This is a genomic window from Paenibacillus qinlingensis (assembly GCF_013204845.1).
In the GTDB taxonomy this organism is placed as follows: domain Bacteria; phylum Bacillota; class Bacilli; order Paenibacillales; family NBRC-103111; genus Paenibacillus_E; species Paenibacillus_E qinlingensis.
On the sequence record NZ_JABMKY010000006.1, the window covers coordinates 296,876 to 319,341 of the forward strand.

Genomic DNA, 22,466 nt, shown 5'->3' on the forward strand with positions numbered 1-22,466 from the left:
GCGAAAAATTTTTAACCATTTTATTAAGGAAAAGAGGTGTCACGGAGATGAAAATAAAGACGTTTATCGTCCAATTACTAGTTATTGCCTTGTATATGACCGTTATTTCGCCATACCCGCCTGCCAAAGCAGCGGAGGTAGAACCCCTGCCAAGCTACTTTGCTGATCATTTCGATAAAGTGACGATTGATGGCAAATGGAATGTGATCGAAGGGCCTTGGGCAATTGATGCAGGAAAACTGACTGTCGCCAAAGGGCAAGGATTTAAGGCCATTACGAGTGAAGAACAGTCATTTGGTGATGTGACCGTCGAGAGTGATATCAGCTTGGGAGACAGATCCGGTGATGCAGGCGTATTGTTCCGAACCATCAGCGCCACGCCAGGTGCCGATAATGTAAAGGGCTACTATGCAGGGATTAGTGCAAACGGAACAGGTGTCGTGACGCTTGGACGCATGAATAATAGCTGGACGGAGCTCAAACGAGCTTCTATTACAATTAATCCGAATACGAGTTACCATCTGAAAGTATCTGCTGTTGGCGATCTAATCAACGTCTATGTAAACGATGTTTTAGTTTTGACGCAGTCCGACAGTACGTACACATCAGGGAACATCGGTGTAAGGATGTACAATTCGCTGCCAACTTACGATAATCTCGTGGTCAAATCTACGGAGGGAAGCACGTTATTCGAAGACACCTTCGAAACGCAAGCGGAGCAAAGTCTTGGTCAGTGGAATCAAATTGATGGCAGCTGGAAGCTGCAAGCGGGTACGATTACAGTGAATAGCGGCGATGGCTATAAAGCGCTTGTCAAAGATACGGAATTTGTGGATATGACGCTCGAAACCGATATTAAGCAACCTAGCGGTAATGGAACTGGTGATGCGGGCGTGCTGTTCAAAACGCAAAGTGCTGCACCTGGCGCGGATAATGTCCGAGGTTATTATGCCGGTTTAAGCAATAATGGTACTGTTATTCTAGGGAGAATGAACAACGACTGGACTGCATTGAAGACGGTGAAAGCGCTGCCGAACATTGATGCGAACAGGTCTTACCACTTGAAGGTGGTTACTTATCAGAATCGAATCAAAGTGTATGTCAATGATACGCAAAAGCCAATTATCGACTATACCGATGATAGCACGGATAAGTACACCAAGGGTGGCATTGGTTTGAGAAGCTATCGTTCGGTTCCGCAGTTCGATAACTATATTGCGAGTGAATATGTGGTGCCTGAGCACTCCTTCGCAGCACCTGTAGCGAATAAAAGTCCGCTAGTACAAACGCCATTCACTCCGCTTCCATTAGGTTCCATAGAGGCGAAAGGCTGGCTGCTCAAGCAACTTGAACTTCAGCGTGACAATGCTACGGGCTACTCAGAAGATTTGTATAGTGAGCTTGGTACCAATGCGGCTTGGCTTGGCGGTACAGCGCCAGATTCCGATTGGGAGCGCCCGGTTTACTATTTGAAAGGGCTTGTTCCTTTGGCCTACACGTTAAAAGATAAAGACCTTATCGCGAAATCCCAGAAATGGATTGAAGCGATTCTGGCCAGTCAGCATGCGGATGGTTCCTTCGGGCCTGCGAGCAGTGATGATTGGTGGCCCCGCATGGTCGCACTTTATGTTATGAAAGATTATTATGAAGCGACCAATGATGGGCGTGTCCTTCCGTTCATGACGAAATATTTTCATTATCAAGTGGCTCAATTGCCTGATCGACCGCTAAGAGATTGGGGTAAAATTCGTGTAGGCGATAATATTGACACGGTTCTCTGGTTATATAACCGAACGGAAGATGCCTTTCTGCTCCAATTAGCAGATACATTAGCTGATCAAGGTTATCCGATTTCCGATATTTATGCCAAAGATGAATTCCAAAATTTCGGTAATGATTTCCAACCTACGCATGCCGTTAATGTGAATGAAGCAATCAAGATGCCAACTATCTACTATCAAAGATCGCATGATGAACAAGATCGTAATGCTTTCCAACAAGGCGTAAGCAATTTGGCAAAGCATGAACAGATCACCGGGATGCAATCCGGCACCGAAATGTTGGCAGGCATTGGAGCTACACAAGGTGTAGAGCTCTGTGCCATTACAGAACGGATGCAAAGTAACGAAGAAGCAGCGATGATTCTCGGTGATCCGCATATAGGCGATGCACTTGAGAAGATTGCCTTCAATTCCTTGCCTGGCGCTATGGATAAAGAGTTGAAGAACCATCAGTATTATTCCTTACCGAATCAGGTCGAGAGCAACATTGCGGATCATGGTTATAAACAGAATTATGAGAATGGGACGATGCCGTCTCCGACATCGGGTTTTCCATGCTGCCGATTTAATATGCATATGGGCTGGCCGTATTTTGTGAAAAATATGTGGGGCGCCACACCGGATGGTGGTCTCGGTATTATTGCGTATGGACCTAACCGCGTGTCCACCAAAATCAAAAATGTAAACGTCACGATTGATGAAACGACGAATTATCCATTCGAAGAGCAAATCGGATTCGACGTGACAACGTCGGAAGCAGTAAGCTTCCCGCTTAAGTTAAGAATTCCTGCATGGTCGAACCAACCGACCGTAACGGTCAATGGACAAGCGCAGCAAGGCGTTATTGCTGGTGAATATATGACGATCGACAGAACTTGGACGACAGGCGACCGTGTTGTGCTAACGGTGCCAATGAAATTGAAAACAACAACTTGGGTGAACAATTCGGTTGGGATTGAACGCGGACCGCTTGTGTTCTCCCTGCAAATCCAAGAAAATTGGCAGGTTCAATCTAATCCGATTGGCGCCATTCCAGGCTTTGATGCAGGAGCACTTGGCTACAACCAATATCATGTATCATCGAGCAGTCCGTGGAACTATGGATTAGTGATTGACCGTGAACATCCAGAGGAGTCTATTGAAGTTGTGAAAGGGGATATGCCTGAGAATCCTTTCATTCAATCAACGAGTCCGGTTAAATTAATTGCGAAAGCAAAGAAAATTCCAACTTGGGGGAAATCGGCTAATAACGTCGAAGCGACAGAACCTCCTGTAGGGCCGTTGTTTTCAACAGAGCCGACGGAGAATATCACTTTAGTTCCTTATGGCGCAGAGAATTTGAGGGTTACGTATTTTCCAGAAGTGACGGAACAAGCAGAAGCGGCTGTGACGATGAAATATGAAGCTGAACAAGCTGAAATTGGGCATGCGAAAATTAATACAAATAATAATCGTGCGTCGGGTGGCAGCTATGTTGGAGAGATCGATTATCCTGACAGTTATGTTCTTTTCAACTCGATCGAAGCTCCTGCTGCTGGCACATACAACATGGATATTTGGTTTGCTAATGGCGGCGATTATACAGCAGCTACAGGGAAGGTTCTCGTTAACGGCGAGGAGCAGTTGGTTAAGCTTCAAGGTACACAAAACTGGGGGCGCTTCATGGCTATTCCACTAACAGTGAATCTCCAGGAGGGAACGAACACGATCAAGTTTATGAGGAGCGAAGGCTTCTATGAACTGGACTATGTGGTTGTCAGGCCGCTGGAAGTGAAAGCACCTGAGCCTACGTTGCCAGCTGTCGCTAGCTTGTCAGGACCCGATGCCGTTCAAGTGAACCAAACCTTCGATCTAAAGATGGGTATAGCGAACGTTACCCAAAGTGTGTATGCACAAGATGTCACGGTGACTTATGATCCAAGCCAAGTGGAATACATGGGTGCTGAGACTTTGACAGAAGGGTTTGCATTAGTTGGTGAATCGAAGTTGACAGGTCAAGTGCGTTTGCTAATGGCGAAAGTAGGTAAAGTAGACCTGGATGGTTCATTACTTAAGCTGAAATGGAAAGCAAAGTCGATTCCTAGCACAGCGAACACGGTCATTTCCTTAGCGAATGTTATCATCGCTGATCAACATGGGGTAGAAACAACGCTAGATACCGCCCAACACACGATAAAACTTACAGTTCCAATAGTCAATGTGGATCCAACAGACGACACAGATACAACTGTGCCTACACCTTTACTAGGTGATCTCAATAACGATGGCAAATATACGAGCGATGATTTAGACATTTTAGCTAGGTTCTACGGCATATTGTCGAGCAGTGCATCGTGGGAGCAATTGAAGAATCTAGACTTTAATCATGATGGTCAAATTGACTTAGTTGATCTTGCAGCAATGGCGCAAATGATTACGCAATAAAGTGTAAAGCAATGGAATCCCGCATATTTACGATACGACTTGTATCGTTATATGTGGGATTTTTACATAAAAAATCCTATTAATGTAAATACATGTTGAACTGCGTTTTCTATAATAAAGAGGTTCCAAGGTTGAGAAATAAAGGAAGGAGGCAGCACGAGGAGACTGAATATACCAACATGAATCTATACATAGCTAGGAAAGGCCTCCCCAAATTTGATACGTTATGCATCTAAAATAAGAGAGGTTGGTTCAAGCATGAAGTTCAAAGACGTGCAGAAAATGCTATTAATGCTTGTCATGGTTGTGAGTTTATCTCTTCCTTCCCTATCGATTACACATTACGTTCAGGCTGCAGAAGCTGAAACACATGGCTTGAAAGGTGACTATTATACGAGCTCAGGCTCACCAAGCTTTAATTTTGGAACTTTAAAAGCGACTACGGTCGACGCGAATTTGGATTTTAGCTCCTTGGAAACAGCGTTGAAGTTGATGACAGGGCAAAGTGATAATGTGAATGTGAGATGGACGGGATCGATCGTTCCTGCCTATTCTGAAAATTATACATTCTCCATTATTGGCGACAATGGATTCCGCCTGTGGGTGAATAACCAACTTGTGCTTGATCATTGGGTCAATGATTGGGATAAAGAGCAAACGGGCACACCGATCGCTTTGGTCGCAGGCCAGAAAGTGGATTTTAAGCTCGAATATTTCGAAGCAACAGGCGGATCTAATCTGCATGTGAGATGGTCCAGTCCTTCTCTAGCTAAACAGGCGATTCCTACGGATGCGTTGTTCACACCAGCTGGTTATAAATCCGCAGGCCGCATCTCCGAAGATGGAACGAAGGCAGAGATCAACTTTGATAACGCCTTGTCTGCTCCGCCTTTAGGCGGGTTTGGCACGCATCTGAAGGTGGATGTTGCTGGAACCAATTGGCCAATTGCTAGTGCGGCACTTCAAACAGGTAATAGCAGTGTTCTCGTGCTCACATTTGAGAATCCGATTTACTCCAAGGATGTTTCACAGGTGGGGATTAGTTATGACGGGAATGGCACTCTTCAACAAGGGGACGGAAGTGCCATTGGTGCTTTCTCCAAATTTCTGAAAAATGACTCGACGTATCAAATTATGACGCCATGGGCGGAGCAACTGGATCCAGCTAACGTGTTGCCAGAGTATCCAAGACCACAGCTGGCTCGTGCGCAATGGATGAATCTCAATGGTGAATGGGAATTCCAGGCTGCCAAAGCTAGCGATGCTATTCCAACTAGTCAAACTTTAAAAGAGAAGATTCTCGTCCCATTTGCGGCTGAGTCGATTCTATCCGGCATTCATCGTACGGAAAGCTTGATGTGGTATAAGCGATCCTTTACGATTCCCGATAGCTGGAGCGGTCAACGGGTGAAGTTGAACTTCGGTGCTGTCGATTATTTGGCTACTGTCTATGTCAATGGACAGCTTGTAGGTAGTCACAAGGGTGGATTCACGGCATTTAGCCTGGATATTACAGATCAATTGAAGACGGGACCTAATGAATTGATCGTGAAAGTGTTAGATAACACGGACTCAGGAGAAGATCAAGCGGTAGGGAAGCAAACTGTGAAGAAGCTTGGTGGCATTTGGTACACATCAAGTTCAGGTATATGGCAAACCGTTTGGATGGAACCAGTTGCCCCAGCTCATATTGACAAGCTGGACATGGTACCGGATATAACCAACCAGGTACTCAAGTTGAAAGTGGCTGCTTCTGGCGTGCAAGGTGAAACTGTCAAAGCGACTGCTAGTATCAATGGGCAAGTTGTTGGCACAGCGACAGGAACTCCAGGAACGGACATTGCGATTCCGGTTCCAAATGCAAGACTTTGGTCACCTGACGATCCGTTTCTTTATGAGCTCAAGGTGTCATTAAACAACGGATCGCAATCCGTTGACCAAGTAGATAGTTATTTTGGGATGAGAGAAATCAAGACAGGTTTGGTTGACGGTGTAATGCGAACGTTGCTGAATGGCAAACCCGTCTTTATGATGGGCCCCCTTGATCAAGGGTACTACCCAGATGGGATTTACACCGCACCGACCGAAGAAGCGCTGCAATTTGACCTGGCAACGATTAAACGGATCGGCATGAACACGGTGCGCAAGCATATCAAAATTGAGCCGGCACGCTGGTATTACTGGGCAGATAAAATGGGCTTGCTGGTCTGGCAGGATATGCCTAGTTTAGAAGATCGGCAAGGGAATAAAGGAAGCGATATTTCTCAAGCGGCGAAAACACAGTGGTTGAAAGAATATAAGGAAATGGTCGACCAGCTTCAAAGCACGCCTTCGATTGTGACATGGACGGTGTTTAACGAGGGATGGGGGGAATTCGATCAAGGCGGCCAACTGTCCAAAGATGCCGTGAATTTAGTGAAAAGCTGGGATTCCACACGCCTCATAAATGGCAGCAGCGGTTGGTGGGATACAGGTGTAGGCGATCTGAACGATGCACACAGTTATCCAGCACCAGCTTCACCTGCTCCATCAGCGAACCGAGCATCTGTCATTGGTGAGTATGGCGGACTTGGTTTGCATGTGACAGGACATGAATGGACACCGCTGACCTTCTCCTATCAATTAATGAGCAGCAAACAGGAAATAACAGATAAATATATTGGTTTTATCGATTCTCTTAAGCAACAGAAGGCAAATGGCTTAAACGCAGCGATCTACACGCAAATTACAGATGTGGAGTATGAAATTAACGGACTGCTTACGTATGATCGTAAAGTGGAAAAACTTGATTTTGACCGGATCGCTAAAGCCCACCGAGAGTTGATCGGCACAGCGAATAAAGCAGATTTGCTTGCGCAACTTGCCCTTGAAGAAAGCTTCCTGGGCGCCATTCAAATCGGATCACAACCTGGCGCATACCCACAAGCTGCTGTTGATCAGTTTACGACAACATTAAATGCGGCTAAGGCGGTTAATCAAGATGTAAACGCAACGGTAGGTCAAATTCAAGGGGCACTAAATAGCTTAGTAGCTGCACATCAGCAAATCTTATCTACCGTGCATGCGCCCATTCCTAACGGTTTTACGACAGATTCATTTGATTCCACAACGCTGGCGCCAGCTTGGACGATCTTCCGCCCGGATAGCAGTAAATGGAGTCTGACAGCGAATCCGGGAAGTCTCCGATTGCAATCTCTAGCGGGGGATATGTTCGGGAACTCCAATGCAAGTAAGAACGTATTCCTACAAAACGCACCTGTGGGAGATTTCGTGATTACAACCAAAATCACAGGCTCAGTGAATAAGAACTATGAGCAAGGTGGTTTGCTCGTTTGGCAGGACGAGGATAACTATGTGCGTATAGGTCATGTGTGGGATACCACTGGTGCTACTGGAAAAAATCTAGAAAGCGCCTTTGAGAAAAATGCTGTATACACGAAAGCATCGAATGTTGCAAAGCATCCAGGGACGGATTCGGTATATCTGATGATAGCGAAAGTAGGCAATGTCTACACGACATCCTTCTGGAATGGCACCGCTTGGCAGCAAGCAGCTGATCCGATGACAGTCAATTTATCGAATGTCAAAGTGGGCTTCTATGCGATGTCAGCAACAGACGGTACGTCCATCCCCGTAGATGTTGATTACTTCGCGGTGGGTGGGCCAGCACTGAATGAGCCGTCTTTCACATGGACTGGTCCAGCTGTCGTTTCCAGCGGGCAGCCTTTTAACGCCACATTAAGTCTTGACTCGGTTACGGAAGCTGTGTATGCGGAAGATCTGACCGTGACGTATGATCCAACGCAACTCGAATTTGTCTCTGTGGAGGAGTTGCATGCGGGGGTTACCGTGGTAGATAAAGCCGTGACACCAGGCAAAGTCAGGTTGATTATTGCCAATATCGGCGTTGCCGATGTGAATGGCGCGATGCTTCAGTTGAACTGGCAGGCCAAATCATTGACGAGTACTGCAAATGCGACGGTTCTGCTTTCTAGTGCTGTGCTTGCTAACGGTGTTGGTCAAGAAAAGACATTGGATCAAGCCAGCTTGGCTGTTCAAATTACAGGATTAGTGAATAAAGCAGTATTGAACGATCTGATTTTACAAGCACAAAGCAAACATGATGTGGCACTTGAGGGAAGCTATGCGGGACAATATCCGAATGGCTCCAAAGCAGTGCTCCAGACAGCGATCGATGGAGCTAAGGCTGTAGCCGTGGATGCAAGTGCATCGACTGAGCAAGTCACACAAGCCGTGAATGCGCTTCAGTCTGCGTTGAATGCTTTCTTAGCCAGCGTGCATACCGCAACGCCTGGTGACGTCAATACCGATGGCAAATTCTCCGTGGGTGAGTTGGCCCAAGTTGCTGCAGCATACGGTAAAACATCGGCTGATCTTGATTGGGAGCAATACAAGCAAATGGACGTTAATGGGGATCATATCGTTGATATTGAGGATTTGGCGGCTGTCGCGCAGTTGATATTGCAGTGAGGTAGTGTTCGAATAGGGAAGGAGCTAAGCGGCGTAGTGCCGTTTAGCTCCTTTTTTGATGTTGCTGAATGGCCCCTGAGTATGAGTGTAAATGGTCAAAGGTGCAAAGTGTAGTCTATGAAGTAGCAGATTTTTCAAATAAATGTAAAAAGTACAGTTAATAATGCTGATTTACTTTGGATTTAAGGATTAGCTGGAAAAAGTACATCTAATTCGAGTAGGAATGGTGGTTTGGTGGATATTATCTGAAATTAGCTGTAGGAAATCCATCTAATGCTCTGAAACAAAGCGGATTTGCAATAATAACTACAGAAAATCCATCTAATTTTTTGAGGGTGGCGGGGGGAGGTTTGGTTGGAGGGGGATGAGTAGGAGTAGGAGTAGGAGTACTTTGAAGAAATGTCTTCCATACGAAATGTGACCTTGATGTATAAGTAAACCGTTTTGTTAATCGAAGTGGATATATTGTACATGGTGTAAATAATTTGTTAAGCCCATTGGATGAAATCGAAATATGATAGCAGCTCATTGGCTTCTATAATGAGCGTGTAGGTATCCATTTAAGAGGGGGAGATGTCCATGTTTAACAAAAGGAGGAGTGCTTGCATCCTCATTGCCGCCATGGCAAGTAATTTGCTCATACCATTCAGTATGACAGGCCCGATCACGGCACAGGCTGCAGTAACCACTTATGTGGGGGCAAGCTTTAATACGTATCCTACGACGCCTTCAACCTCAGGGCCATCGGCAGAAATAGGAGGGAATTGGGGGTTGTATAATGCCAAGGCTGGAACGGACTACACCGTTGGGGAAGCTGTTTACGGTAGAAGTGATCTCAGCTTGAAGCTCGTGTCAGGAACGGCTGGCACGCAACTGTACACGGGTAAGTTTGGTTTGAACATCGCGGGTAAGGTGGTATTGGAAGCATCAGTAAGGGCGCAAGACACCGGACATATCCGATTGCTGGATGTGAAGAGCACAAGCGGTGTATGGAAGAACTTTCTCACACTAACGGAAACAGGGCAAATGTCCATCTTAAATACGTCTTTAGGGACGTATGCACCGAATACGTGGTATCGCGTCAAAGCGATCATCGATCAGACCGGCAAAAAGGCAGATGTCCTGTTGAATGATGTCCAAGTTGTAACCGGAGTCACATTAGGGGCCACTTGGGATACGATTAACACGCTAAAATTTACGCAGACAGGAACGGCGCTGCCAGGAAGTTCGTATTTGGACGATGTGCGGGTTTATACGTATGCACCAGTTGAAAGCGTTTCCTTGACACCTGAGGCTGCAACAATTGGTGTGGGTAAGCAGCAGATACTTACCCCCCAGATTATGCCGGAAGATGCGGCGGATCAGCGTGTGGTTTGGAGCTCGGATAACCCAGCAACAGTGACCGTCGATACGTATGGCGTGGTAACAGGTGTAGGTGTTGGAACCGCTCGGATCACGGCGACGACATTGGAGGGAGGGAAGCTAGCATCCTCCAACATAACTGTTTCCAATAATGTGCCGGTTACAGGCATTACTTTGCCAATTGAGCAGACTGTAGCGGCTGGGGGGACTGTACAGCTAACACCTGTCCTTACACCAGCAAACGCTACAAACCAAAAAGTGACATGGACAAGCAGTAATACCGCAATTGCCACTGTCGATGCGCAAGGGTTAGTCACTGCACAATCAGCTGGGCAAGCCGTAATTACCGCAAGTAGTGATGACGGCAACCTTCATGCGACGACGAATGTGACCGTGCAGCCGCCTGGAGTGGTTTCCATTTCTTTGCCAAGTCAAGCAACAGTTCTAAAAGGAGATACAATTACGCTAGTCCCATCTTTCCAGCCGGCACAAGCAAGCAATCAGCAGGTCATCTGGTCGATTGGCGATGCGACAATTGCTTCTATTAATTCGACAGGTGTAGTGACTGGTCTCAAGTTAGGCGAGACATCGCTTACAGCGACTAGTGTGGATGGAGGTAAAACGGCAACTACCATGATTAAAGTTAATGATAAAGCAGCGGTTGCCGATGAGTTTGAGCGGTTACGATTGAAACGCAAAGCAGGTCTTGACGGTGGAGATAGTTTAGATACCGCAGATACCGATGTGCAAGCTAAGGTAGCGACGTTTACAACAAACGGGCAGACCCGTTGGTCGACTTTGCAGAAAGCGGCAGACCGTCAGGTGCTGTGGCAAGATTCTGTTGTAAGCAGCGGGAACTCCGACGCCATTCACAACAATATTTCGCGAATTCGCGAGATGGCGTATGCCTACTCCACGAAAGGAGGCGCTTTGTACCACAATGTGCAATTGCAGAGTGATATTGTTTCCGCATTGGATTGGGTATATGTCAAGCAATATAACGAGACAGGTACAGCATTTGGCAACTGGTGGAATTTTGAGATTGGCATTCCTGGTAAAATGACAGATATTATCGTGATGATGTACGATGCGTTGACACAGGAACAAATCGTACGCTATATCACAGCGATTGATCATTATACGCCAGATATTCAATCGACTTTGTTTGATACGAGCTCTTATTATACGGGGGCGAATCGTTCTGATATTTTGCTGTATAAGCTCGTGGACGCCTTGCTGTTGAAATCGGAGTCGCGTATAAGAGCTGTAGCATCTGAAATGTCGCCATTGTTTGTTTATGTCACATCAGGAGATGGGTTTTACGACGATGGATCTTTCGTGATGCATACATCCGTTCCCTACACGGGCAGTTACGGCTCGGTCATGTTGGAAGGAGTCAGTCAGTTGCTGTATTTATTGAACGGCAGTCCTTGGCCGATTACAGACCCGAATGTGAATAACTTTTATAAATGGATCTATGATGGGGTAGCTCCCTTGATTTACAAAGGAATGACGATGGACATGGTGAACGGTAGATCCATTGTTCGCGGATCAGATAATGCCCAGAAAACAGCGGCAGGCATCATGTCGGCGCTCGCAAGGCTTGCGCTAAATGCACCAGGGGAAGATGCGCTGAAGCTGAAGGATATGATAAAAGCGTGGATTACGCAGGATCAAACTCAGTTTAACTATTACAATTTCTTATCCTCCATGAATCTAATCGGTTCTGTAAAGCAATGGATGGGGGACGCAGCGATAGCGCCGAATCGAGAAGCCGCAGGTTATTATGAGTTTGCTGGCATGGCTCGAAGCCTGCAAATCCGCGAGGACTATACGTTTGGTATCAGCAAAAGCTCGAAACGCATCCAGACGTATGAGCTAACCAACGGTGAAAACGGCGAAGGCTGGTATACCGGTGATGGTATGACCTACCTGTATAACGGTGATCAGTCACAGTATATGGAAGATTACTGGGCTACAGCGAACCGTTACCGATTGCCGGGCACAACAGTAGATACAAGACCACGTGTGTTCGATAACTATCAAAACGGTGACGGTGAAGGCAAACCTGCCAATGCCTGGGCAGGCGGTGTCGAGATGGGTTCCTACGGCAGTTCAGGCATGCAGTTGAAACAGCTGGGTACTACACTGCAAGCGAACAAGTCGTGGTTCATGTTTGGAGACGAGATTGTTGCTTTAGGATCTGGCATCTCGAGCAGCGACAATAGGACCATCGAGACGATTGTGGAGCAGCGTAAACTGAATGCAAGTGGTGACAATACGCTGATTGTTGACGGGCAAGCTAAGTCTTCTGGACTCGGGTGGGCCGAGCGAATGGCGGGTGTGCAGTGGATGCAGTTCAGCGGAAACGGCTCTCAATCGGATATTGGGTATTATTTTCCAGATCGACCGACCATTAATGGACTTCGTGAACAGCGAACGGGTCGCTGGAGCGATGTGAATCAGAGTGTGGCGCAATCCGCACCGGTATCTCGCAATTACCTGAGCTTGTGGTTTGACCATGGGAAAAGCCCACAGGGGCAAACGTACAGCTATGCGATTCTGCCGAATAAAACGGCTGAACAAGTGAAGCAATTCGCAGAGCATCCCTCTTATGAGGTGCTGTTAAATAATGACCAAGCGCAGGCGGTTCGACATCAAGGACTTGGTCTCACAGCCGTGAATTTCTGGAAGGATCAGAAGGTGAAGGCGGATTTGGTGACGAGCTCCAGACAAGCTGCTGTTATGATTAAGGAGGCGAATAATCGTCTAGAGATCGCTGTCTCTGATCCTACGTTGGAGAATTCAGGCGCTCTTGAGCTTGAGCTGGATCGCTCCGCTGCAGGCATTCTGGAGGCGGATCCGCAGATCATGGTCACCCAACTATATCCAACGATTCGCGTGGTTGTCCGTGTGAACGGATCGGTAGGTCGTACGTTCCATGCGGTGTTTGATACGGATCCTGCTAAGCCAAGACCGTCAGATCGTCCGCCGATTCCAGCCATCGTTAATCCGAGAGGTGTTAGCAGTGAGCTAGACCATTCGGCTAATCTGTACGCCGCCTTCGATAACGAAGGCAATGGACTGGAAGCTATCGGTGGCGGTCCAAGTGGATGGAGTATTAGTAGTGCGCAGCAAACGATTGTGACCCTCGAGCGATTGCCAGAGGAGTCGAGCAACATCCTACGGCTGCTCGATATGAGCGATCAAGCCTCAGCCTTTGCTACCCGATTGTTTCCATCGGTATCCGAGCTAGCCGAAGTGGAGTGGACGTTTGCAGAGCCGTATGGTCCGAAAGGCGAAGAATTTAAGCTGCTCAGCGGTGAAACGCCAGCCATTCGCTTAGTGTCACGTACGGGAGCGCTTTATTGGCTTGACGGACAAGGTGGCGAGCATTATATTCAACCCGTTTCGGCTGCTACTTGGACGAAGGTTCGACTGACGATTGATATTCCGCATAACAAATATGATGTTTATGTGGACGGCAAGTTAGCGGCAGTTGGCGCAACCTTTGCAAGTCCTGTCACAACAATCAGCGGCATCCGCATCGAAACGGATGAGCTGCAGAAGGACGCGATCCTGTACGCTGATGATATCACTGTGTATCGTTTTGGAGAGCAGACGCTGGTATATAGTACGTTCAATACGGGCAGTGGGTCCTGGCAGATAGCGGAAAGTACAACGGCACCTGTACAGGTAGTTGAAGATCCTAATCCGAATAACAAAAGCATTCTCTTGAACGATAATGACAACAAGTTTAGTGCTTCAATTAAGCAATCGTTTGCGGAACAAACCGGTACCTTCGTGGCGGAATGGGATTTGAAAGAAAAGAACAGCGGCAAAACTCCATTCTATGAACTGCGACAAGGGGAGAAGACGGTTGTCCGCTTGTTAACGAGTGGAACGCTGCGGTACTTATACAAGGATGGGAAAGTAGATACGCTTGGATCTGTTCCAACAGGGACATGGCATCATATCCGATTGGAAGTTGACGTTGCGAATCAGAAAGTCAATGTATATTTAAACGGCGTACTACAGAAGGCGGGGCTTAACTTCTACGAATCGTCGACTTCAATTGATAATATTCGTATTTATACGTCTTATGGTGCAGTGGATGCGCCTATGTGGATCGACAATGTGAAGTTGTACACCTATATGCAGCCAATTCAACCGCAAGGATTGAAACTGAATACAGAAGAGCATACTGTGTTTTTAGATGAACCAGCAGAAGAGGCAGAGCAGACAATGGTATCGCTAAGCGCGGAAGTGACACCTTCGAATGCTTATGATACGACTGTTCGCTGGATCTCTTCCAATGAACAGGTCGCATCTGTCGATGCTAACGTGTTGGTAACAGCGAGGCAACCTGGCAAAGCGATTATTACAGCAACAACGGCTCACGCCGAGCTGCAAACGGCGGTCACCGTATATGTGGTCCCGAAGGCACCTGAGCTTACAGCAGATGATACTGCTAATACGGTGACGGGGATGATGGTTGGGCTGGAATACAGCTTAGATGGCAGTAACTATGCACCATATGAGTCAGAAGTTTTCAAGCTTCTCAATCTTAATGGACCTCACGAACTTAACGTTCGTTGGGCGGCAAATGAGTCGACGGGAACACCTGCAGGGAAAGTGACGACGCTGCGATTCGTCTCATTGAACCAGTCAACAGGCGGAGGAAATGAATCTGGATCTGGAAATGACGAACCATCGAGTCCAACGACACCGGTGACACCACCGAGTACGGGATCGAAAGACAGTATCATTCAACTGAAACTATCGGATGATTCTATACAAACAAGTAAAGACGGCCAAGGCCGGGAAATTACGTCGGTTACCGTGGATGTCGATGCCTTCAAGCAATCATGGTCTCCGAGAACGTCGGCTGTCGTCATCGCTCCGCCGAATAGCAGCAATTCACTCGTTGTGAATCTTCCGGTTGCTGTCCTTCAAGGAGCATCAGAAGTTACGCCTTCAGGTGTAGTAATTATACGATCGGAGCAAGGTGAGATCACCTTGCCACTGGCATTGTTTATTCCTGGCGGCGCCTTGGCAAATCTATCACAATCGTCGACAAGTACCTTGGCCGTCACGATAGAAAAAGTGGATTCTACACTGGAAGATCGCGTGAAGAAGGCTTCAGGTCTGCACGATGTTACAGTAGTAGGTCAGATTGTGGATTACAAGGTGATATTGGAGCATGATGGTACGATAGTTCCTGTAACGCAATTCGGGAATCTCTTCGTGGAGCGTACCCTGTTTATTCCAGCGAAACTGAACGCAAATACGGTAACTGCCGTACGATATGATCCTGAAACAGGCAGGCTGAGTTATGTGCCAGCGGTATTCAATACACTTCCTAACGGTCAAACGGAAGTACGCATGCAGCGAAACGGCACGAGCGTTTACACAGTGATCCAAGGCAATACAACCTTCGATGATACCATCGGTCACTGGAGCAAAGCTGATGTTGACAAGTTAGCCTCCAAGCTAATCTTGCAAGGCCAATCAGATGGTCGATTCGTGCCTGAGGCTTCGGTCACGCGAGCGGAGTTCGCTGCAATGCTCATCCGTGCGCTTGGTTACCAAGCGAAGCCAGTTAGTCAACCAACGTTCAACGACGTAGCGTCGGCCGATTGGTACTTTGATGATGTTGAAGCGGCTGTGCAGGCGAAACTAATCGAAGGCATCAGCTCAGATACATTCATGCCGAATCTGTCGATCACGAGAGAGCAGATGGCTGTCATGATCGCATCAGCGATGAAGCTTGCAGGCAAGCATGTTCAAGGCGATGCGATTCTCAACACGCTCGAGACGTTTATTGACCAATCACAAATTAGCCAATGGGCGAAAGCACCGCTTGCAGCAGTTGCGCAAGCTGGTCTAATGAGCGGCAGATCTAATAACCACATCGCGCCAACTGCTAATTCAACAAGAGCGGAAGCCGCCGTTGTGCTGAGTAGATTTTTGATTTACGTAAACTTTATGAACTAATTCTAGAGGGGGGAGCCGATGGCTCCCTCTTTTGCATATAAACGTAATTATTTTAACAACGTAATTGGACAAAATAGACATTCCCTTTCTTAGGGGAAAACCGTCATAATGGAGGAAGTCGTATTGCCAGAAATCCTCACTATACGGCTATTTAGTCTTATGTGAGAATAGAAAGTATGGGGAATGAACGGAATACTTACCTACGAGATGACACCCCAAAGGAGAGACCGCATGCCGATCAAAATTAATCTATGGAAGAAGCGCAAAAGTGTCATTTTTACATGGCTCATTTCGTACAGTGCTGTCTTTATTATTCCAATTCTTATGAGCTTAATTTTATATAGGGAATCCAGCGATACGTTGCGCGGTGAAATTCATCGAGCTAACGATACCATGCTCCAACAAGTGAGAGAAACGATAGATACTCAGATTGAGATGATGCAGCGGCTCAGTATGGAGCTGACCTGGAATACAAGAGTTCAGAGCTTGATCTATACACGATTGTCCAGCAGTGACGAACAATATACGGCGTATCAAGTTGCAAAAGAGTTTCAAATGTATCAAACTTCCTATGCCTCTGTGGATCAATTTTATGTCACGTGGGAGGGGGAGAATACCGTTCTGCTGCCTGGGAGTACCCGGGATTATCAAGCGGGCTTCGAAACCATTCATGAGACAGGTATAATCAGTTACGCCGATTGGTTGAAGTTGGTGAAGCAGAATAGGAGCACGACCTTTACGATGCTGCCTCGCAAAGATAATATGTATTCGAAGCAAGCGTTGGCGCTTATTACTCGTCTACCTGCTGGGGCGATCAGCAGACCGACGGGGTCAGTCGTTGTTATGGCGGACGTGGAACGATTCAATAAAGCGATTGCCAAAGTGCAATCGTTTAGCGGCGGGGACGTGTACCTGCTGGATGAAGCGCACCACGTATTGCTGTCCAATACAAGTACCAGCCTGCCAGCCTCAATTCTGGATCAACTAGGTGCGAGGGAAAGTGGTGTTATTTATAATAAAACGAGTGACGAGCAATCGGAGATCTATTATCTCCATTCCGAAGTCTCTAATCTCACTTACATATCGGTTATTCCAAGCAAATTGTATTGGCAAAAAGCTGAATATGTCCGCAACGTGATGTACGTTAGCGTCGCGATTAGTCTCGTCGGGGCAGCTATCTTAACGCTCTTCTTCATGCGCAGGAATTACTCACCTATACAGCGATTAGTGCAAGTGCTAGCCGGTGCAGAGGCGGCAAGGGGCAATGGAACCAAACAAGAAGGGAATGAGCTCAGCTTCATTCACCGAGCCCTCTCCGATACCCTTAGTGAGAAAGAAGCGATACGGGTTCAGTTGCAGCAACAGCATAATATGCTGCGTTCCAACATGCTCGCACGACTGCTTAAAGGTCGGCTGGACGGACCTATTCCGCTCCAAGAGGCGCTGATATCACATCAAATTGAGCTGCTTTCCGACCATTTTGCTGTCTTATTATTTTTCATGGAATCGCCTGAAGACGTCAATATCAGCATTTCTTCTATTGGGCAACATGAGAAAAGCAGGTTGGCACAGTTCATTTTGACGAATGTGGTGGAAGAATTGGTAGGTATGCGCGGACATCGCGGGTACGTAGCGGAAGTTGGCGATATGTTGGCTTGCATTGTGAATTTCGCAGAAGACGACGAGGAAGGTCGTATGCAACAACTCGTTTCGATCTCTGAAGAGGCGCAACAGTTTTTATTGGAGCGATACCGGATGCAACTCACGTTATCCATTTCGAGAGTACAAGCAACGATTGCTGGCATTTCGCAAGCGTATCAAGAAGCGCTCGATGCTATGGAATATAAGCTTATTCTGGGTAAGCAGAAGATTATCGCCTATGATCAGCTACATAAGGAACCTATAACGGGTTACTACTACCCTTTGCAGATTGAGCAGCGATTGATGAATTTTATTAAAATAGGCGATTTGGATCGCGCAAGAGAAGTGCTCGACGAGGTGATTGAGCGTAATTACGGCAAATCGGTGACCTCCGTGACGTTGGTTCGTACGTTAATGTTTAATTTAATCTCCACGATGATGAAAACGATTCATGAACTTGGGGAAGTGGATGAAAGCTTCCTAGCCCAGCATCCGAATTGGATGGAGACGATGGCCAACAGCGATACGGTGAAGGAAATGGTTGAGCAGCTTAATCTGCTATTGGAAGATGTGTGTGAATACACGGCTGCCAAACTGGACGTAAGCATTATTAAGGGGCGTTCGGAATCGCTGCGGGAATTGATTTTTAAAGTAAATGTCTATGTAGAAACGCATTATCAGGAGATGGATTTAAATGTAGGGATGCTGGGAGAGCAGTTTCAATTGAAAGCGAGCTACCTGTCAAAGCTTTACAAGGAACAAACAGGCGAGGGGCTGCTCGATTATATTAACCGCGTTCGCATTGAGCAGGCCAAAGCGCTTCTGGGCTTCACGGATCAAGCGATTGTGGAAATTGGTAAGCAAGTTGGATTTAATGAAGCGGCGACGTTTATCCGTGTATTTAAAAAGTTCGAAGGCATTACGCCCGGTAAATTTCGCGAGTTGCGGGGGTAAACGGGCGGCCACGAGGTGGTTGCCCGTTTTCCGTATTAAAATGAAATCCTATTGGCGGTTTTGTGTATGATTTAGCTTGTTTTAACAATGAAATTGGAACTTTTCGTTATATCTTTTCACGTTCCCAAGCGGCAATATGAAGGCTGTAAGGACCGAGGCGTTACATAAACGCTGTCATATGAATAGGGAGGTAAGCAGTTATGAAAGTTACAAAAAAAATCGTAACATTGGCAACGTTGCTAACTTTATCAGGTTCCGTTATCGCGGGTTGTTCAAAGGAGGCGGCAACAGAACAACCAAAGGATGGGGCAAGTCCTACACCTGCGACAGCGACAGGTACATTCAGCTATCCGATGAAAACGGATAAAACACTCACCTACTGGGCGGAACTCAATGGAAACATCGGCAGCGTGAAGCCGACTTTCCAAGAGGTACCTTTCTTCCAAGAGTGGCAGAAACGGACAGGCGTTAATTTGAAATTCATTCAACCACCTGCGAATCAGGCGAAGGAAGCATTGAATGTGTTGCTGGCTTCCGGCGAGCTTCCAGATATGATCGAGTACGTGTGGAGTTCAGGCTTTCCAGGTGGTCCAGAGAAGGCGATCAACGACGGCTATATCCTTAAACTGAATGATGCGATGGATAAGTATGCGCCGAATTTAAAGAAATATTTGAAAGAACATCCTGAAGTCGATAAGCAAATTAAGACGGACAGCGGCAGCTATTACGCATTTCCGTTCATTCGCGGAGACGATTTATTGAAAACGTACCAAGGGCCAATTATTCGTAAGGACTGGCTGGATGAGCTGGGACTCCCGATGCCGCAAACGATGGATGATTGGTACAATGTGCTCAAAGCGTTCAAAGAGAAGAAAGGTGTTGCGGCCCCTCTTACCTTCTTAGGTATGCCAACTGCGCTATTTGGTCTGGATGGCGGTGCGTTCACCGGGGCATTCGGGGTCATCAAGAACTTCTATCAAGAGGATGGAAAAATCAAATACGGCCCAATGGAGCCTGGCTATAAGCAATTTCTAGCTACGATGCAGAAGTGGTATGCTGAAGGTTTAATTGACAAAAACATAGCCACTGTAGATAGCAAGACGATGGACTCCAACATGACTTCAGGCAAAAGCGGTGCAACGGTATGGAATTCCGGTGCGGGCATCGGTAAATGGCAGCCGATCGTCAAGGAGAAAGAACCGAAAGCTCAGTTCGCTCCAGCCCCATATCCAGTTCTGAAGAGCGGTGACAAGCCCAAGTTCGGGCAAAAGGACTTTTCCTTTGTGACAACGGGCGGCGTTGCGATTACAGCCAACTCCAAGAATGTAGAAACGGCCGTGCGTCTACTTGATTACGCGTATGGTGAAGAAGGGCACAACTTCTTTAACTTCGGGATCGAAGGCGTTAGCTATAAAATGGAAGGCGGCTATCCAACGTATACGGATTTGGTCATGAAGAATCCGGATAAGCTTGCTCCTGCGCAAGCGCTCGCGATGTATGCGCGCAGCGGCTACAACGGTCCTTTCGTTCAAGATAAGCGTTATATCGAGCAATATTTGACGATGCCAGAGCAAAAAGACGGGATTACTGTATGGTCGAAAACGGATGCAGAGAAATACTTATTGCCGCCAATTACGCCTACACCGGATGAGAGTTCGGAATTTGCAACAATCATGAACGATGTCAAAACCTTAGTGGATGAAATGTCGTTGAAAATTATTTTGGGCTCAGAGCCGATCGATTCATTCGATAAGTATGTGGATAAAATTAAATCTCTGAAAATCGAACGTGCTATCGGGATTCAGAAAGCGGCACTTGATCGTTACAACAAGCGTTAATCCAAAGCATAAGGAGAGGCGATGACTTCCATCAAAGCCTCTTCTCACCTATAAATAAAGGAGATCTGTGCATGAACCGGAACCTGCAGACTACTGCTGCCCCCGTTGCTCCGTCCCGTGCCGGTTCCTTACGTAGAACCGTTGCGAAAGATTTTATTACGAATAAATATTTGTATCTCATGATTCTGCCCGTACTTGCTTATTATGTGTTGTTTCACTATGCGCCAATGTATGGAGCAATGATCGCCTTCAAAAATTACTCACCTATGAAAGGCATTCTAGACAGTCCTTGGGTTGGCTTTGCTCATTTCGAGAGCTTCTTTAACAGCTTCTACTTTTGGCGTATTTTTAAAAATACGATTCTCATCAGTTTGTACTCACTCCTGTTTGAATTTCCGATGCCGATTCTGCTCGCCCTGCTTCTGAATGAAGTGAAAAACAAAACCTTCAAAAAGACAGCACAGTCCATTACGTACATGCCTTATTTCATTTCGATGATCGTCATCTGTGGGATGATTAAGGACTTTACGAACAGTGGCGGCTTTATTAATACATTTTTCGTTTCGGTTATGGGTACGGATGGTCAGGCGATGCTGCAAAAGCCGGAATTATTCCGTTCCCTCTATGTGATCTCGGATATTTGGCAACGAATCGGGTGGGAGTCCATTATTTATATGGCTGCCCTCACAAGTATTGATCAGGAACAGTATGAGGCAGCGCGCATCGATGGTGCGTCTCGCATGCAGCAAATACGCAACATTACCCTGCCAGGTATATTGCCAGTCATTGTCATTATGTTTATTCTGAGGTCTGGTAATTTGCTGAATGTCGGTTTTGAGAAAATTATTCTGTTGTACAATCCAGTTGTGTACGAGACTTCAGACGTCATTTCTTCCTTTGTGTATCGCAAAGGCTTGCTCGAATTTAACTGGAGTTACAGCTCGGCTGTCGGGTTGTTCAATTCTGTTTTGAATTTGTTGCTGTTGATAGCGGCAAACCGATTCAGTAAGAAGGTAACTGACAATAGTTTGTGGTAGCTTGCTTAGCAGGTTGCAACTGGGTTTGATTTTAAGAAGAAAGGTAGTGCCCGGATGTCTATCCAATCGAAGTGGGAAGAGCGGATCTTTAATGCCGTCATTTATACGCTGTTGACCTTACTAATGGCGGCCACGATTTACCCGCTGCTTCATGTGCTTTTCGCCTCTTTCAGCGACGCAGATCAAATTGTGTCTCACGAAGGGATATTATGGCGGCCGCTTGGTTTTAACTTGGAGGCGTATAAACTCGTTTTCTCCAATTCAGCGATTATCGTAGGTTATGGAAATACGTTGTTTATTGTTATCGTTGGTGTTGCTTTTAATCTACTTTTGACAGCGCTTGGCGCTTTCGTGCTTTCCCGCAAAAACGTATTCTGGAACAAATATATCATGTTTGCCATTTTATTCACGATGTTCTTCAGCGGTGGGTTGATCCCGATGTATCTGATTGTCAAAGGCGTGGGTTTGCTGGACTCTCTGTGGTCCGTGATCATTCCTTTTGCTGTTAGTACATTCAATCTCATCATCATGCGGACAGCATTCGCCTCCATTCCGGATGCTTTGGAGGAGTCGGCGAAGATCGATGGAGCGAATCATTTTGTATTGTTATTCCGTATTATTATTCCTTTGTCCCTGCCTACGCTCGCTGTAATCGCACTGTATTATGCAGTCGACAAATGGAACGGGTGGTTCTACGCCTCAATCTTTCTCAAGGACCGGGAGTTGTTTCCGCTGCAGATTATTTTGCGCGAGATTCTCATTTCAAATTCAACAGATAGTATGTCCTCTGGTACGGGGGGCGATATGTTTCAGATCGGGGAGACGATCAAGTACGCTACTATTGTCGTGGCGACCTTACCTATCCTTTGTGTGTATCCGTTCCTGCAGCGTTTCTTCATTAAGGGCGTTATGGTCGGGGCTGTGAAAGGGTAGTTGTTTAA

The 22,466-nt window shown here is 46.6% G+C and carries 7 protein-coding genes; all 7 read left to right on the forward strand.

Annotated elements, in window-relative coordinates; genetic code table 11:
- Nucleotides 1-47: 47 nt before the first annotated feature.
- The 7 genes from HQN88_RS14545 to HQN88_RS14575 all read left to right on the forward strand — a co-directional run bounded on the left by HQN88_RS14545 (nt 48) and on the right by HQN88_RS14575 (nt 22,458).
- Nucleotides 48-4,205: a 3-keto-alpha-glucoside-1,2-lyase-like domain-containing protein gene (locus HQN88_RS14545; protein ID WP_173112989.1), complete on the forward strand. Its 4,158-nt coding sequence runs from the start codon at nt 48-50 to the stop codon at nt 4,203-4,205.
- 258 nt (nt 4,206-4,463) lie between these two features.
- On the forward strand, nt 4,464-8,696 hold the full coding sequence (locus HQN88_RS14550) for a PA14 domain-containing protein (protein ID WP_173112992.1): 4,233 nt from the start codon (nt 4,464-4,466) through the stop codon (nt 8,694-8,696).
- A 579-nt stretch (nt 8,697-9,275) separates the two neighbouring features.
- Nucleotides 9,276-16,055 carry a polysaccharide lyase family 8 super-sandwich domain-containing protein gene (locus tag HQN88_RS14555; RefSeq protein WP_173112995.1) on the forward strand — a complete coding sequence of 2,260 codons (6,780 nt, stop codon included), beginning with the start codon at nt 9,276-9,278 and terminating at the stop codon, nt 16,053-16,055.
- A gap of 231 nt (nt 16,056-16,286) precedes the next feature.
- Nucleotides 16,287-18,650 carry a helix-turn-helix domain-containing protein gene (locus HQN88_RS14560; RefSeq protein WP_173112998.1) on the forward strand — a complete coding sequence of 788 codons (2,364 nt, stop codon included), beginning with the start codon at nt 16,287-16,289 and terminating at the stop codon, nt 18,648-18,650.
- A 200-nt stretch (nt 18,651-18,850) separates the two neighbouring features.
- Entirely contained in the window at nt 18,851-20,488 is a 1,638-nt protein-coding gene (locus HQN88_RS14565) for a type 2 periplasmic-binding domain-containing protein (RefSeq protein ID WP_173113001.1), read from the forward strand.
- 71 nt (nt 20,489-20,559) lie between these two features.
- Nucleotides 20,560-21,525: an ABC transporter permease gene (locus HQN88_RS14570; RefSeq protein ID WP_068661917.1), complete on the forward strand. Its 966-nt coding sequence runs from the start codon at nt 20,560-20,562 to the stop codon at nt 21,523-21,525.
- Between the two features lie 54 nt (nt 21,526-21,579).
- Nucleotides 21,580-22,458 carry a carbohydrate ABC transporter permease gene (locus tag HQN88_RS14575; protein WP_056615253.1) on the forward strand — a complete coding sequence of 293 codons (879 nt, stop codon included), beginning with the start codon at nt 21,580-21,582 and terminating at the stop codon, nt 22,456-22,458.
- The last annotated feature ends 8 nt before the right edge of the window (nt 22,459-22,466 follow it).